Origin of the sequence: Paraglaciecola mesophila, from assembly GCF_009906955.1 — a bacterium.
GTDB classification, from domain to species: Bacteria; Pseudomonadota; Gammaproteobacteria; order Enterobacterales; family Alteromonadaceae; genus Paraglaciecola; species Paraglaciecola mesophila_A.
Genome location: NZ_CP047656.1, coordinates 299,915 through 315,200, shown reverse-complemented (window position 1 = coordinate 315,200; position 15,286 = coordinate 299,915). Strand labels below are relative to the sequence as shown.

The 15,286-nt window shown below is 44.9% G+C and carries 12 protein-coding genes; 7 read left to right on the top strand and 5 right to left on the bottom strand.

Going from position 1 to position 15,286, the window contains the following annotated elements:
* Positions 1-50: 50 nt before the first annotated feature.
* The 3 genes from FX988_RS01290 to FX988_RS01280 form a co-directional block, all read right to left on the bottom strand.
* Positions 51-1,763 carry a bifunctional protein-serine/threonine kinase/phosphatase gene (locus tag FX988_RS01290; protein WP_160177981.1) on the bottom strand — a complete coding sequence of 571 codons (1,713 nt, stop codon included), beginning with the start codon at positions 1,761-1,763 and terminating at the stop codon, positions 51-53.
* A 34-nt stretch (positions 1,764-1,797) separates the two neighbouring features.
* Positions 1,798-3,264, bottom strand: coding sequence for a NarK family nitrate/nitrite MFS transporter (locus FX988_RS01285; RefSeq protein ID WP_160177980.1), 1,467 nt, complete (start codon positions 3,262-3,264; stop codon positions 1,798-1,800).
* A gap of 399 nt (positions 3,265-3,663) precedes the next feature.
* The gene (locus FX988_RS01280; RefSeq protein ID WP_160177979.1) at positions 3,664-4,677 is read right to left on the bottom strand and encodes an adenosine deaminase; all 1,014 of its coding nucleotides are present in this window, start codon (positions 4,675-4,677) and stop codon (positions 3,664-3,666) included.
* Between the two features lie 333 nt (positions 4,678-5,010).
* Here FX988_RS01280 and FX988_RS01275 point away from each other — a divergent pair, with 333 nt between their 5' ends.
* Complete coding sequence (locus FX988_RS01275; protein WP_160177978.1) at positions 5,011-6,342, top strand: NCS2 family permease; 1,332 nt, start codon at positions 5,011-5,013, stop codon at positions 6,340-6,342.
* 101 nt (positions 6,343-6,443) lie between these two features.
* Here the strand turns inward: FX988_RS01275 and puuE are convergent, their stop codons facing one another.
* Both puuE and FX988_RS01265 read right to left on the bottom strand, forming a co-directional pair.
* Positions 6,444-7,349: an allantoinase PuuE gene (puuE, locus tag FX988_RS01270; protein ID WP_160177977.1), complete on the bottom strand. Its 906-nt coding sequence runs from the start codon at positions 7,347-7,349 to the stop codon at positions 6,444-6,446.
* A gap of 13 nt (positions 7,350-7,362) precedes the next feature.
* On the bottom strand, positions 7,363-8,007 hold the full coding sequence (locus FX988_RS01265) for a TetR/AcrR family transcriptional regulator (RefSeq protein WP_160177976.1): 645 nt from the start codon (positions 8,005-8,007) through the stop codon (positions 7,363-7,365).
* 315 nt (positions 8,008-8,322) lie between these two features.
* Between FX988_RS01265 and xdhA the strand changes: the two genes are divergently transcribed.
* From xdhA to guaD, 6 genes are all read left to right on the top strand, one after another.
* On the top strand, positions 8,323-9,765 hold the full coding sequence (gene xdhA / locus FX988_RS01260; protein ID WP_160177975.1) for a xanthine dehydrogenase small subunit: 1,443 nt from the start codon (positions 8,323-8,325) through the stop codon (positions 9,763-9,765).
* Positions 9,766-9,830: 65 nt separating this feature from the next.
* Positions 9,831-12,185 carry a xanthine dehydrogenase molybdopterin binding subunit gene (gene xdhB / locus FX988_RS01255; protein ID WP_160177974.1) on the top strand — a complete coding sequence of 785 codons (2,355 nt, stop codon included), beginning with the start codon at positions 9,831-9,833 and terminating at the stop codon, positions 12,183-12,185.
* 1 nt (position 12,186) lies between these two features.
* The gene (gene xdhC, locus FX988_RS01250; protein ID WP_160177973.1) at positions 12,187-13,122 is read left to right on the top strand and encodes a xanthine dehydrogenase accessory protein XdhC; all 936 of its coding nucleotides are present in this window, start codon (positions 12,187-12,189) and stop codon (positions 13,120-13,122) included.
* A complete protein-coding gene (gene uraD / locus FX988_RS01245; protein ID WP_160177972.1) occupies positions 13,119-13,628 on the top strand; it encodes a 2-oxo-4-hydroxy-4-carboxy-5-ureidoimidazoline decarboxylase in 510 nt (169 codons plus the stop codon). The genes xdhC and uraD overlap by 4 nt, the downstream gene beginning before the upstream one ends.
* The gene (gene uraH / locus FX988_RS01240; RefSeq protein ID WP_160177971.1) at positions 13,621-13,953 is read left to right on the top strand and encodes a hydroxyisourate hydrolase; all 333 of its coding nucleotides are present in this window, start codon (positions 13,621-13,623) and stop codon (positions 13,951-13,953) included. Before uraD ends, uraH begins: the two co-directional genes overlap by 8 nt.
* 16 nt (positions 13,954-13,969) lie before the next feature.
* Entirely contained in the window at positions 13,970-15,265 is a 1,296-nt protein-coding gene (guaD, locus tag FX988_RS01235) for a guanine deaminase (protein ID WP_160177970.1), read from the top strand.
* Positions 15,266-15,286 lie beyond the last annotated feature (21 nt).

Genomic DNA, 15,286 nt, shown 5'->3' with positions numbered 1-15,286 from the left:
AAATGCGCAAAATTTGGGCGTCAGGAAACCGCTTTGCACGCTAAATAGCGTCAAAGAAAACTAAGTAAATATAAAATAACAACAAACTGGATGACGCAAAGGCCCTGAAAAACCGCCAATGGATTTCGCTGAATCAGGGGTCGTTTTTGCGCGGCTAACACGAGCGATTGATTAGGCCGAGATAAGTCCATCAAAAACTCTGAAAACGCCTGGTATCGAAACACAGGGTTGGGCTGCAAGGCTTTGCGTAGGGTTAGATCTAACCACGGCGGTAGATCAGGCCTAATTTGGCTTAATGGTTGGTACTGCCACTCATCAAAACTACCGGGGATATAATCTTGGTATCTAAATGCTTTGAATGGCAACTCGCCTGTCAGCATTTCGTAGACCACAACCGCCACAGAAAACATATCACTTTGATGATCACAGGCCTGCATAAGCAGGTACTCTGGCGCAATATAATGCACCGAGCCAAGCGCAATGCTCTCTGTCGGCAAGGAGTTTGTTTCTGCCAATGCATTGACTAACACGGTGCCAAAATCGATCAGTTTTACTTCCCCATTGTGATCCACCATCACATTTTCAGGTTTAACGTCACGATGCACCATATCGCGGCGCTGCAAAACGCGCAGTGCTTGCACCAAAGGACGAATAATCACACGTACCTGCTCAATCGACGGCTTAGGGTTATCCAACATCCACTGGCGTAACGTCTGACCCTCGATGTATTCACATACGTGATACATAAATTTCGCATCGTCAGGGCGCTTAAATATACGCATCACATTGGGATGCTGCATATGTTGGCCAATCCATTCTTCACGTAAAAAACCACTTAAATACACAGGATCGTCAACAAAGTTTTGTGACGGTATTTTTAGCCCATAGGATTTGTTGTCCCGCTCATTTATGACTTTATACAAACTGCTGCGCGTGCCATTAAATAGGGTTTGCACCACCCTATACCCTTCAAGCTTCATACCTACATCTAATGCGGGGGGCATAGCCAAATGCATTAACTGTCGGTAGTGCTCATCTAAGCTTGCATTAGGCAATTCGTTAACATGCACAAGCAAACAAGTAAGATTATCGTCACTGCCAGCCTCAAGGGCAGCAGCAATGATATTTTTGGCTCTTTGCTCTAAGCTCACGCTGTCTTCCTGAATAAGTGACAGGAGTTTTTTAGCTGATAAAAATTCATGTACTCCGTCAGATGTCAGCACGAATATGTCATCTCGTGCTAATGCTATGGTGCGAAAATCTATGTCCAAATGGGCTTCAATACCGACCGCCCGCGTCAAGACATTGTGACGCCCCTGACGGGAAACGTGATCTGTTGTCAGTTGTTCAAAATCACCATTTTGCACCCGGCTAATACGGCTATCACCCGTGTGTAATATAAATCCAGTGGCTGACTTAAATACCATTCCACTGAAGGTGGTCACCATTTGACTATGGCCTCCATGCTCGTAGTCATGTTGGCCAAAGCACCATCGGTTTAAACCTTGTAAGACTTTATTACTAGCGTGTTTAACGGTCCAGGTTTGCGGGGTTTGATAGTAATCTTGGATAAAATTCGTGACGCAGGTGATAGCGGCTTCGCGCCCGCGGGTACACACGCTGACGCCGTCTGCAATAGCAGCGACGGCGCCTTTCGTGCCAAGATTAGCATCCTTTGGTAGGTAAGCGGCAAAGGCGTCTTGATTTTCTGCCTTTAGCCCTTCGCTGGAAAAACCACCAAATTCTAAGTTTAGTTTTTCCAATAGACATTTCTCATAAAAAGGTGACTGCTGCGGCCTAGGTCACGTTGATTAATTCAACACTACCATCTTCTCTCACCTCCGTCATTGCCCCTTGTGGTTCCTTCATAAATAACAGTGCAACAAACCCAAGTACGGCGGTACAAGAAATAACAACGAAGAAAGTAGAGGTATCAACCATGGAATAAACCGTTAAATACACCACAGCACCGACATTCCCGTACGCGCCCGTCATGCCTGCTATTTGGCCCGTTAAGCGGCGTTTGATGAGCGGTACAACAGCAAAAACAGCACCTTCCCCTGATTGCACGAAGAATGAACACGCCATCACAGCAATAACAGCAAGCCAAATAGGCCAAGTAGCATCAATGAGGCTAAGACAGAAATAACCCAGTGCTAGGCCAGCAGTTAGTATCAGTAAGGTTTTTCTGCGTCCAAAACGGTCTGAAATTAAGCCTCCACCTGGGCGCGACATTAAATTCATAAAAGCGTACATACCGGCAAGTAACCCTGCTGTGGCCATATTCAGCTCAAACGTTTCTGCGAAAAAGGCCGGTAACATTGACACCACCGCCAGTTCTGAACCAAAGGTGGCAAAGTACAAAATATTTAATACTGCCACTTGCTTAAACGAATACCTATGCACTTGCGGCACTGGTGTCACAAATATTTCTTTGTTCACTTTATAGGTGGCATAGGCGTCGTACACATACAGTGCTGCGAGTCCTAAATAAATGGCAAGGGCGACACTCTCGCTTAACAAAGAAACACCTTGGGGTGATAATTTCCAGTTAAGTAAGGCAAGCGCCAAATACATAGGGGTTTTCATCACAAGTAACAGGTAAAAATCGCCAACACTGGTCACTTCCATGCCACCTAAATTTTTAGGGCGGAAATAGGTTGAGCCTTTTGGCGTATCTGTGGTGTTTTTAAAGTACACAACACTGAACAGTAAACTCATCAACCCTGTGATCCCCACCGCATAGCGCCAGCCGTCATCCCCACCGAATACGATGGCTAACGTAGGCAAGGTAAATGCCGCAGCTGCTGAACCAAAATTCCCCCAGCCACCGTACACACCTTCGGCTGTGCCTAACTCCTTAGGTGGAAACCATTCACTTACCATACGAATACCCACGACAAAACCCGCGCCGATACACCCTAAGGCAAATCGTGCAATAAGTAGCTGGGTGAAACTATCAGCAAGGGCAAACATAAAACACGGAATTGAACATATTGCCATGAGGGCGGAATAAACAATCCGCGGCCCAAACTTATCCGTTAACGCACCGATAATGACGCGAGCAGGGATCGTTAAAGCAACATTAATAATGAGCAGGGTTTTCCATTCGCTGAGCGTTAGACCAACACCATCCACAATAGCGCCTTTCAAGGGGGCCATGTTGAACCACACCATGAAGGTAATAAAAAACGCAATCCAAGATAAATGGAGAGTTTTCATTTTGCCGGTGAAAGACAGTAGATTAAATTTTTCGGCGCTCATTGTGGTTACTCTTAGAAAATTGACTCAAAAAAAAACCCGCAACGACTCCAGGACACGGAAAGTCGATGCGGGCTACATTGCCTTACTTAAAAATTACGAAGAGGTAATTTTGTCAGTGTGTGTTTTCGTTATATCTTTATTAATAACACTAGTGCATTCACTCTTACTAAAAGCACCAATAGTGCCAACTTTAATAAATCAATATAAATCAATAATTTACTTATTTCAGCTTTCGAATCCTGGTCAAAAGCACAATCATCGTTAACCAATATAGTGCAAGTTGCACGGCTTTCGTGCTTGCTCTCACAGTAAGCATGCTGGGTTTCATCTACATGTAGAGTAAAGGAAAATGCCCTGTTACCAATGACTTGCGATTCCCACTCACTAGCGTAATTAACACTAAAGCGCTGCGACTTGCGCTAACCACAGTGCTTTCTTATCTTGGGCTAAGAAACTTGCTTTAAAACTATTTGCTGCCAAGGTTTTAATCTGCTCTGGAGTAATAGGTAAATGGGCCGCTAAAGCGTGGTAATTATCATTTAAATAGCCCCCGAAATAGCTTGGATCATCCGCATTCACCGTCACCAATAAACCGCTATCGAGTAAGCTAAGAATATTATGCTCACGCATATGGGAAAATACGCATAACTTAATATTCGACAACGGACACACAGTTAGCGGCATTTGTTTTTCAGCCAGTGTTTGCATTAAGGCGGGATCATCGACACTACGTACACCATGATCGATTCGATGTACGTCCAAATCATTTAATGCACTCCAGATATACTCTGCTGGACCTTCTTCACCTGCATGAGCAACACGCAGCAGGCCGAGTGATTTTGCTTTGGCAAAAACCTGTGCAAACTTTTGTGGAGGGTTACCAAGTTCAGAACTGTCCAGCCCTACAGCCGTGATCATCGATAAATAAGGCTGCGCCGCTTCTAGAGTTTCAAATGCACTTTCTTCACTTAAGTGACGTAAGAACGACATTATTAATAACGTTGATTGACCCCACTCTTTCTCTGCTTGGGCAATGGCACGCATGAATCCCGGCATGAATACCTCAAAGCCGATGCCGCGCTCGGTATGCGTTTGCGGATCAAACATGATTTCTGCATGCACCACGTTGTCTTCTTTACACTTGCATAAGTAATCCCACATTAAACGATAGAAATCGTCTTCATCTCGAAGCACTGAGGCGCCTAAATAATATAGATCTAAAAAACTCTGCAAGTTATCAAAGTTGTAAGCCCGGCGCACATCATCAATCGTGGCATAGGGTAACGTGACTTGATGTTTAGCCGCTAACGCCATCATTAATTCAGGCTCTAGTGAACCTTCTATGTGCAAATGCAACTCTGCTTTGGGAAGTGATTTAATGAGCTCTGCGGTCGCTGCGTTTTCAACGGGCATGGTGACATCCTCTTATTAGTATCACGACTAACGCCTGTATTGCTCTGTAGTCTCGCACTACATTAGAGCAATACACGCACTACATTAGCGCGTGACATACATTTATCAATTCGCTGGACGCTATTTTAACTGAAGTCTAACGCCATATAGTCATTATTTTTCATCAGTTAACCGTTCCCTTGAGCGTGAAGCGACGTCTTTGTGTATCATTGTTCAGCATAATCCAGACCAAAGCTAGACTAAATGGTCAGGTTTTTGCTTTCACAGGGTACTTTAACCCTTTTTTCATTGGCCCGCTTAGGCTAGTAAGAGAACCCACAATGAGAAGCATCCATGTTTAACGCAGTATTCGAAAAGCTTTTTAAGCTGCAAGCCAACGGCACCAATATAAAAACAGAGTTTATCGCAGGTCTCACCACCTTCGCCGCCATGTCCTATGTGCTGGTGGTTAACCCCAGTATTTTATCTGCTGGTGGGATGCCCGTAGTAGGCTTGATTACTGTGACCGCTCTCGCCGCATGCTTAGGCACACTGCTGATGGCGTTTATGACCAACTACCCTATCGCGATGGCGCCTGGCATGGGCCTAAATGCCTTCTTTGCCTTCACCATTTGTTTAACTCGCGACATCCACTGGGAAGCGGCATTGGGCATAGTGTTTTGGAATGGCATACTCTTTTTACTGTTATCAGTTACAGGAGTGCGCACTAAGATAGCGGATGCTATTCCGGCAGCGCTAAAAATCGGAGTGCAATGTGGTATCGGTTTGTTCATTGCTTTTATTGGATTAAAAAACGCCGGTATCGTTGTTGATCACCCCGCTACCTTTCTTACGATTGGTGATTTATCAGAACCCGCTACCATGCTCGCGGTTGTTGGCATTCTACTGACCATAGTGCTGTTTATTAAAAAAGTAACTGGTGCAATATTGATTTCCGTTTTAGTGCTCACATTAATTGGTGCGTTTATCCCAACCGCAGACGGGTATCTAACACAGCACACAGACTCATTTGTGGGTATGCCGGACAGTATCAGCACGACCTTTTTCGCCATGGATCTTATGTACCCAATCGAAAATATCGCCACTACGTGGGATCTTATCTTCGCTCTCTTATTTGTGAATATGTTTGATACTATCGGCACCTTAATTGGTGTATCTCGCCGTGCTAATTTATTAGATAAAGAAGGTCGTTTACCAAAGATAGGGCCAGCGATGACGGCCGATGCAGCGGCAAGCGTAGTCGGTGCAGCGCTTGGTACTTCACCTGTCACCTCTTATGTGGAATCAGCGGCAGGTGTTTCATCAGGTGGTCGCACTGGTCTCACCGGTGTATTTGTCGCGTTGTGCTTTATGCTTGCGCTGTTTTTCACGCCGTTAATGAAAGTGATCCCATTAATGGCAACCACGCCCGCGTTGATAATGGTAGGTATTTTAATGATGGATTCTTTCAGACAACTCGATTTTGACGATTTAACTGCCCTAGCCACTGCCACTGTCGCTTTGTTGGTCATGCCACTGACCTTTAGTATCAGTGAGGGAATTGCAATGGGATTTATTACTTATGTGGGCATCATGGTCGGTACGGGCAAATATAAACAAGTCACTTGGATAACTTATGCCATGGCTGCTGTGTTTATACTGCGTTATGTGCTTGATTTGAAATAAACGATTAAAAGCCGCTGATTGAGGTACTAAAAAAACGCGTGATAGTGATGACTATCACGCGTTTTTTGGTTTTATCGCAAAATGTACTGAGCGAATTATTATTATTTAAACGGAAAGTGTTCCTTCCAATGCTGAGCAATCTCTTGGCGCGTACTTAACCAAACGCGGTCATGGCTTTGCACATATTCAATAAATCGTTGCAAAGCAGCCATCCGCGCCGGACGGCCGACGATCCGGCAATGCAAACCAATTGATAGCATTTTTGGCGCGTAGTTCCCTTCCTCATAAAGCACATCGAATGCATCTTTAAGATACTGATAAAACTGCTCACCACTGTTGAAACCTTGGGCACTAGCAAACCGCATGTCGTTCGTATCTAGCGTGTAAGGAACAATTAATAAGGGTTTAGGATAATTGGTATCGTAATACGGTAGGTCATCCGCATACGAGTCAGCGCAATACAATAAATCGTCTCGCTCAGAAATAAGTTTTAAAGTATTTGGACTGGTTCGCCCAGTATACCAACCAACCGGTTTCGAGCCCGTTATGGCTTGATGAAGCTGCATAGATGCATCAATCATTTTACGCTCTTGCGCCTCGGGCATATTTTGATAATGGATCCAGCGCATGCCGTGGCTGGCGATTTCCCAGTTGGCTTCTTTCATCGCAGCAACCGCCTCAGGGTTCCGTTGCAATGCCATAGTCACGCCAAAGACAGTAATCGGTACCTGCAAACGCTCAAATAAACGGTGTAACCGCCAGAATCCGACGCGGCTACCATATTCATACATGGACTCCATGCTCAAATGACGATCTTTGTAAGCTTGCGCACCAATGATTTCGGAAAGAAAAACTTCAGACGTATCATCACCATGCAAAACACAATTTTCGCCACCTTCTTCATAGTTAAGCACGAACTGCACTGCTATTTTTGCATTGGACGGCCAGTTCGGATTGGGCGGTGTGTCGCCATAGCCAATTAAATCTCGTGGGTATGCGTGGTTCATTACCTTTCTCTTGTTATTGATATTGTTTTGGTACTGTTAGGCCGCAGCCTTGTAAAATGAGCTTAATTAAACTCTTGGTGGCGTTTGCGAATTCACTTTGATCCATTTCATGCCCTTTAAGTTCCGTAATTTGCGCAGAAAAATCAGCGTAGTGCTGGCTACTAGCCCAAATATTGAACAACAAATAATAGGGGTCAATTTCTGGTAATTTTCCTAATTCAATCCATTGTTGAATAACCGCTACACGCGACTTCATCCACGTTGAATGCTGATCTTTGAAGAAACTGCTCAAGTTTGGTGCACCATTGATTATTTCTAGTGCAAATATTTTTGACGCATCTGGCCGGCAACGTGAGATTTCCATTTTGTCTGCTATATATGCAGCTAACACTTGAGCAGGATCATCCTGCGCTTTTGCATTATCAAAACTGCTGTTCCACAAGCTTAAAATCTCTTGCAACAGGGCTAAATACAATCCGTCTTTAGACTTAAAGTAATACAAAATATTGGTCTTAGGTAATTCAGCTCTATCAGCAATGTGTTGCACGCGAGTTCCCTTAAACCCATGAATTGCAAACTCTTTTTCTGCAGCTGCTAATATTTTAACGCGATTTATCGCACCGATACTGTCTTCTTTTTTTGATAATGAGTCACTCATCTAATTTGTACATTTCCTTTTATGTAGAGCCGTGTGTATTTGGCTGCGCATGCCCCATTAACATTAGGTTAACATATTACCTAAAATTACTTAGTTTGCCTATTTTTCAGGAGTTATCTTCGAAAAATTAGCGACTTAGGCATCATTCAAGCAAGCCGTAAACTGAATCAGTCGATAAGCACTAAGCACTCATAATACCAAAGTCTGTAAACAATTTAGCAAAAACCTGACCAATTGGTCTGGTTTTTGTATTAAATCACGCTATTATACAAATCATCACCATCATATTTACGACTGAGCTACTCGGAGAAGACCATGATCAGCTTTCTACTAAATGACAAAGCTGTGCACATAGATGCAAGTCAAGCAGATACGACACTGCTTAACTACCTTAGAGAAGAGCGCAAACTAAGTGGTACAAAAGAAGGTTGTGCGTCAGGCGATTGCGGCGCATGCACGGTCGTGGTAGCGCATCCCAATAAACAGGGCTCGGCACTAGAGTATCGCGCATTAAACAGCTGCGTGACGTTTTTATCTGCCATTCAAGGCAAGCAGCTACTAACGGTTGAGCACTTGGCAGACGGTGAAACCTTACATCCTGTGCAAGCGGCCATGGTCGATGCTCACGGATCTCAGTGCGGTTTTTGTACGCCGGGCTTCGTTATGTCAATGTTCGCACTTTATCAAAAAGATAGCGCGCCTAACCGAGAACAGGTCAACGTAGCATTAGGAGGTAATTTATGCCGCTGTACGGGTTATCGCCCTATTATCGACGCGGCCTTAAATGCCTGTACAGGCACACCAAGTGACAAATTCAGTTCCAAGCAAAATATCACCCTTAAACAGTTAGCTGAACTTAACGATAGCGACAGTGGTTTACCTAGCCTGTTGATGCCTAAAAATCGACGTGAACTCAGCCAAGCCATAAAAGAAAATCCAGAAGCGCGTTTATTCGCTGGCAGCACAGATTTAGCCTTAGAAGTCACACAGCAACTTAAAAACCTGCCTAAACTAATAAGCTTAACTGAAGTAGACGAACTGCAACATATCGAAGAAACCGACGATGGCCTTAAAATCGGCGCGGCCGTACCATTTAGCAAAATGGAAACCGCGCTGCTCAAGCATTTTCCCGCGCTACACGAATTAATCGAACGCTTCGCATCTACCCCTATTCGTAACCAAGCTACGTTAGGGGGGAATGTGGCCAACGCGTCTCCTATCGGTGATATGCCCCCAGCGCTACTGGCGTTAAATGCGGTTATCCATGTCGATAATGGCAGCACAAAACGTGAAATCAGTATCAGTGAATTTTTTACTGGCTACCGTCAAACCCTGTTACAACAGGGAGAATGGATAACCGATATTTACATTCCGTTTTTATCTGAGGCGGCGCAAGTACGCGCGTATAAAGTATCCAAACGCCAAGAAGATGATATTTCAGCAGTGTGTGCCGTATTTAACTTAATATTAGACGACAATAATATCGTACAAAGGCTCGATACTGGATTTGGCGGTGTGGCTGCAACCCCTGCATCTGATGATGCACTTAGCACTATACTCATTGGCAAAGACTGGACCCGTGCTGATACGTTTGAGGCGGGTAAAAATGTGTTAAGCCAAACATTTTCACCCATTGATGACGTGCGCGCCAGTGCAGAGTATCGTCAAACGTTATTGGTCAACCTATTCAAACGTTTTTGGCTGCAAACAAATCAACACAGTCAACAAATTGAAACCCGAGTGCACACTTATGCGTAATACGAAACCTGTGCTTAGCAGCGCTGTGCCCCACTCCACTTTAGATATTCAGCGAGGTTACTGTCATGCGTAAACTAATTGAACAGCCGTTTAGCAGTAACCCACAAGGAAAGGTCGGTAAATCTCATCCACACGAAAGCGCTATTCGTCAAGTGAGTGGACAAGCTCGTTACGTAGATGACATGCCCGAACCTAGCAATTTACAGTATGCTGCTGTAGGTACCAGCCCAGAGGCATCAGGTGTAATAGACAACATAGATTTAACTGACGTTTGGGCAAGTCCTGGGGTCATCGATGTCATTACCGTAGATGACGTACCGGGCCATGTAGATATTGCACCCGTCTTTGATGGCGATCCGATTTTTGCCCAAGGGCGCGTATTATTTAATGGTCAAGCTATGTTTGCTGTACTCGCTGACAGCACACAACATGCTAGACAAGCAGCCTTAAAGGCAAAGATTGAGATTACCCCGAGCACGCCCTGCCTTAGCGTATCCGAGGCGAAACGACAGGAAAATTTTGTACGACCACCACACTTCATGCAACAAGGAGACTTTGCCACTGCATTCGCCCAAAGCGAATACACTGCTCAAGGGCATTTAAGCATAGGCGGTCAAGAACACATGTACCTTGAAGGGCAAGTGTCCATGGCGATAAACGATGAAGAAGATCGTGTCTTGGTGTATACCTCGAGCCAACACCCAAGTGAAGTGCAAAAACTGATCGCTGAAGTACTAGGGTGTAAATTAAATAAAGTCGTGGTCGACATGCGCCGAATGGGCGGTGGTTTTGGGGGGAAAGAAACCCAAGCCGCTCAGTGGGCATGCATTGCTGCTTTACTTGCAAAACGCAATCAATGCGCAGTAAAACTTCGTTTGCCACGTATGCAAGACATGATTACCACCGGAAAACGTCACCCATTTGAAAACAGCTACCAAGTAGGTTTTAGCCAAGATGGTTTAATCAGTGCGGCTGCAATCGACATCAATGGTAATTGCGGGCACTCACCGGACTTATCAGATGCGATCGTTGATAGAGCCATGTTTCATTGCGACAATGGTTACTACCTTGAAAATGTGAATGTGGCTGGTCACCGCTGCCGTACTAATCAAGTATCACATACTGCCTACCGTGGGTTTGGCGGGCCACAAGGTATGATAATGGCTGAAACCATGATGGATGCCATTGCGCGAAAAGTAGGTAAAGATCCGCTCACTGTGCGTAAATTGAATCTATACGGTGAGAACGATCGTAATGTAACACCATACGGTATGACCGTTGAGCATAACTTGCTTGGCGATTTAATCGACAGGTTAGAAACATCTTCAGACTACTGGGCGCGAAGAGAAACGATCACTCAATTCAATGAAAACAGCCCAATCGTTAAAAAGGGTTTAGCACTGACACCGGTAAAATTCGGTATTTCCTTCACTGCTAAACATTTGAACCAAGCCGGCGCCCTATTGCATGTTTACACAGATGGCAGCATGCAAATCAATCATGGCGGCACTGAAATGGGTCAGGGTTTGCACACTAAGATAGGGCAAATTGTCGCCAATGAGTTCGGTATTTCGCTGCATGACGTAGAAGTCACTGCCACGCGTACCGATAAAGTTCCCAATACGTCTCCCACTGCGGCATCAAGCGGTACCGATTTGAACGGAAAAGCGGCACAAAATGCGTGTATCATCGTTAAACAGCGCTTAGCAGAATTTTACGCTGAGCAGATTGGTGATAAAACATTGTCTGCTGATGATGTCATTTTTTCAGACAATCGCGTTAAATTGGCCGAACATAGCGTTGATTTTGTACAATTAGTCCAAGATGCCTACATCGGGCGCGTGTCACTTTCGTCAACAGGTTTTTATAAAACGCCGAAAATTCATTACGATCGCAGTACAGGCAATGGCCGTCCGTTTTTCTATTTTGCCTATGGCGCTTCCGTTTCTGAGGTCTCTTTAGATACCCTAACCGGAGAGTACAAAGTAGAGCGTGTCGATATTCTGCATGATGTAGGTCGCAGCCTAAATCCGGCAATTGATATTGGCCAGATTGAAGGTGGCTTTATCCAAGGTATGGGCTGGCTTACCACAGAAGATTTAAAATGGGACGACAAAGGTCGATTAATTAGTAACAACCCAGCAACGTATAAAATACCCGCCATTGGTGACACACCAGAGATATTCAATGTCGACTTGTACCCAAGGGACAACGACGAAGACAGTATCTATCATTCAAAGGCAGTCGGTGAGCCTCCCTTTATGTTAGCCAATTCGGTTTGGTGCGCTATCAAAGATGCTATTTCAAGCTTGACTGACTATAAGGTCGATCCGGTTTTACCAGCTCCTGCCACACCAGAAGCGGTGCTAAAATGCATAACAGCCCTAGAGGATAGTTTGTCCTCTAACAAGGTAAGCTAAGATGAATACCAACAAATGGTATGATGCGCTGCACCAATGCCAAGCACAAGGCAAAGGCTATGTATTAGTGACGGTTTTGGCTGCTGCGGGTTCTACCCCAAGGGGCAACGGGACCAAGATGATTGTGACAGGTGAGGAAACGTTTGACACCATTGGCGGTGGGCACTTGGAATTTGCCGCCACTGAGCATGCCAGAAGTTTATTGGTGGCAAATGAACATACCCAACATATTGAGCACTATCCCCTTTCGAGCAAGTTAGGCCAATGCTGCGGCGGTGCAGTTAATGTGTTGTTCGAAGTAATGATTGAGCAATGCCAAAGTGTACAAATATACGGGGCCGGCCACGTCGCCCATGCATTGGTGCCATTACTAGCCCAGTTGCCTCTACAAATACAGTGGATTGATCCACGGGCTGAGTTGTTTCCACACAATAATGCTAAATTTGCTTTTGCGAATGTCGAGATGATAGTAAGTGACGAGCCAAGTGAGCATATCTCACATGCGCCAGCTAACAGCTGGTTGGTGATCATGACCCACAACCATCAGCTAGATTATGAACTGGTTGAAACAGCACTTAAACGCCCTGACTTACCGTTTATCGGCATGATTGGCTCTGAAACTAAAGCCAAACGCTTTAAGGCGCGTATTGCCACCCGTCTACCTAATGTTGTCTACCCAGAGCGGCTTGTGAGCCCTATTGGCGTATTAGATATTCCCGGTAAGCGTCCTATTGAAGTGGCAGTATCGATTGCGGGGCAATTGATTCAAAGACTGAATCAGGATGATGACGCAAATCAAGTAGAAGTTGGTGCAACTCACTCAAGTCAAAGCGCAGAGAGCAACAATGCGCAAAAAGACGCACTAAAAAACCAAGCAAAACGTGAAAAACAGGTACGCGCATGGCGCGCCTCAAAAGAGCTTAAAGACTTACTATGACCTTAACCGAACTAAATAACTTGTCGCCAGAAGAGGCAGAACACTTTTTTTCTCAAACCTGCGCAGCCCAGCGCTGGATCACGAAAATGCAATCCCAGCGACCTTACGCCAATATTCCAAGTGTAGTGCAGCAAGCAAAATTACACTGGCAAGACATGGAAAAAGAAGACGTTTTACAAGCATTTGATGCACATCCTATGATCGGCGATATGAGTAGCCTTAGGGAAAAATATGCCAGCACGAAGGACATGGCCAGTCACGAACAAGATGGGGCGAGTCAGGCCGATGAAGCCACTTTACAGGCATTACAAAAGTTAAATTTAGCCTATAAAGAAAAACATGGATTTATCTTCATCATCTGTGCAAGCGGGTTAAGCGCGAAAACCATGCTTGAGGAAATCGAAAAACGAATCGACAATACCACGGCAACTGAAATAGACATTGCCAGTGAAGAGCAAATTAAAATTACTATGTTACGACTCTTAAAAGGCCTTTCAGATGAGTAAAGCACCATCACTTTCAAGCCATGTGTTAGACACTACGCTCGGTAAACCGGCCGCGAATATGCAGCTAATATTAACTACCCCAGAGGGCAATATTGCGCATGCACAAACAGACGCTGATGGCCGCTGTAATCAATGGGGCGAATTAGCGATACTGCCAGGACTCTATCAGCTTAGGTTCATCACGGGTGAATATTTATCTGCAACCCATGGCAGCGCATTTTATCCCTTTGTAGACGTGCATTTTGAGATAACAAAAGAAGGCGGTCATTACCATATTCCGCTACTTATTTCCCCATTTGGCTTTAGCAGTTACCGCGGTAGCTAACGGAATTTTTTATTCAATGACAACCAGAATATACTTTGCTTCCATTTTGCATTTTCCCCAGAAAACACAGCAACCAAAAGACAACTTTAGCTACTTCAAAGATGGCGCCTTGGTTACGCGTAACGGGAAAATAGAAGCTATTGGCGATGCAAAAAGCCTTTCAGAACAATACGCAGAGGCAATACCTGCAGATTACCGCGGTCAACTAATTGTGCCAGGTTTTATAGACAGTCATCTGCACTTTCCCCAGACCGAAATGCTTGCCAGTTATGGTGAGCAATTACTCGACTGGCTTGATAATTACACTTTTCCTACAGAGAAAAAGTTTGCCGACCCTGAATACGCAGCCAAAATAGCAGACGTATTCTTGCGCCAACTATACCGCCACGGTACAACCAGTGCCATGGTGTATTCGTCAGTTCACCAGTGTGCAGCCGATGCCCTTTTTAGCGCTGCCCAGGAAAACAATATGTTGTTGATTGCCGGTAAAGTATGCATGGACAGGCACTGCCCTGCTTGGTTGCAGGACACCCCCGAAACAGCGCAGAAAGAGAGTGCAGCCTTAATTGAAAAATGGCACGGTAAAGACCGTTTACACTATGCCATCACTCCTCGTTTTGCCCCTACCAGTACTCAAAAGCAATTACACGCACTGGGTGAGTTAGCCCAACAATATCCAGATGTCTATATTCAAACGCATTTAAATGAAAACCTAAAAGAAATCGAGTGGGTCAATTCGCTGTTCCCTGACTACAACGGCTATTTAGACGTATACGATAAATTCAATATGCTGCGCCCAAAATCCATGTTTGGTCATTGTATTCACATGCAAGAGCACGAATGGCAACGCATGGCAGACAGTGGCGCGAGTATCGCATTTTGCCCGACATCCAATCTATTTTTAGGCAGCGGATTATTTGATTTAAACACAGCTGAGAAGTACAACATCCCTGTGGCCTTAGCCACAGACGTAGGTGCGGGTACCACGTTTAGCATGTTACGTACTTTGGGCGAGGCTTATAAAGTAGGACAACTACGCGGTGAGCAGCTACATCCCTTACATGGTTTTTATTTAATGACGCAAGGCGCAGCTGTCGCTCAAGAGCTTGACAGACAAATTGGAAATTTAAACCCAGGAACCGATGCCGACTTTGTAATTATCGACCCGCATTTTGATGAACTAACGCGATTACGTTGTGAAGAGCAAAGCGAAATCCAAGAGGTTATATTTGCCCTAAGCATGCTCGCCGATGACAGAGCAATTACGGCAACGTATATCGCAGGTAAACCTGTTTATCAGGCGAACACATAAACAAACGAAAAAATAAGAATT

What these genes read in the sequence shown, in the direction of transcription:
- uraD (WP_160177972.1), top strand. Translation starts at nt 13,119, where the DNA reads ATGACCTTAACCGAACTAAATAACTTGTCGCCAGAAGAGGCAGAACAC.
- FX988_RS01275 (WP_160177978.1), top strand. Translation starts at nt 5,011, where the DNA reads ATGTTTAACGCAGTATTCGAAAAGCTTTTTAAGCTGCAAGCCAACGGC.
- guaD (WP_160177970.1), top strand. Translation starts at nt 13,970, where the DNA reads ATGACAACCAGAATATACTTTGCTTCCATTTTGCATTTTCCCCAGAAA.
- FX988_RS01285 (WP_160177980.1), bottom strand. Translation starts at nt 3,264, where the DNA reads ATGAGCGCCGAAAAATTTAATCTACTGTCTTTCACCGGCAAAATGAAA.
- FX988_RS01265 (WP_160177976.1), bottom strand. Translation starts at nt 8,007, where the DNA reads ATGAGTGACTCATTATCAAAAAAAGAAGACAGTATCGGTGCGATAAAT.
- xdhA (WP_160177975.1), top strand. Translation starts at nt 8,323, where the DNA reads ATGATCAGCTTTCTACTAAATGACAAAGCTGTGCACATAGATGCAAGT.
- puuE (WP_160177977.1), bottom strand. Translation starts at nt 7,349, where the DNA reads ATGAACCACGCATACCCACGAGATTTAATTGGCTATGGCGACACACCG.
- xdhC (WP_160177973.1), top strand. Translation starts at nt 12,187, where the DNA reads ATGAATACCAACAAATGGTATGATGCGCTGCACCAATGCCAAGCACAA.
- uraH (WP_160177971.1), top strand. Translation starts at nt 13,621, where the DNA reads ATGAGTAAAGCACCATCACTTTCAAGCCATGTGTTAGACACTACGCTC.
- xdhB (WP_160177974.1), top strand. Translation starts at nt 9,831, where the DNA reads ATGCGTAAACTAATTGAACAGCCGTTTAGCAGTAACCCACAAGGAAAG.
- FX988_RS01280 (WP_160177979.1), bottom strand. Translation starts at nt 4,677, where the DNA reads ATGCCCGTTGAAAACGCAGCGACCGCAGAGCTCATTAAATCACTTCCC.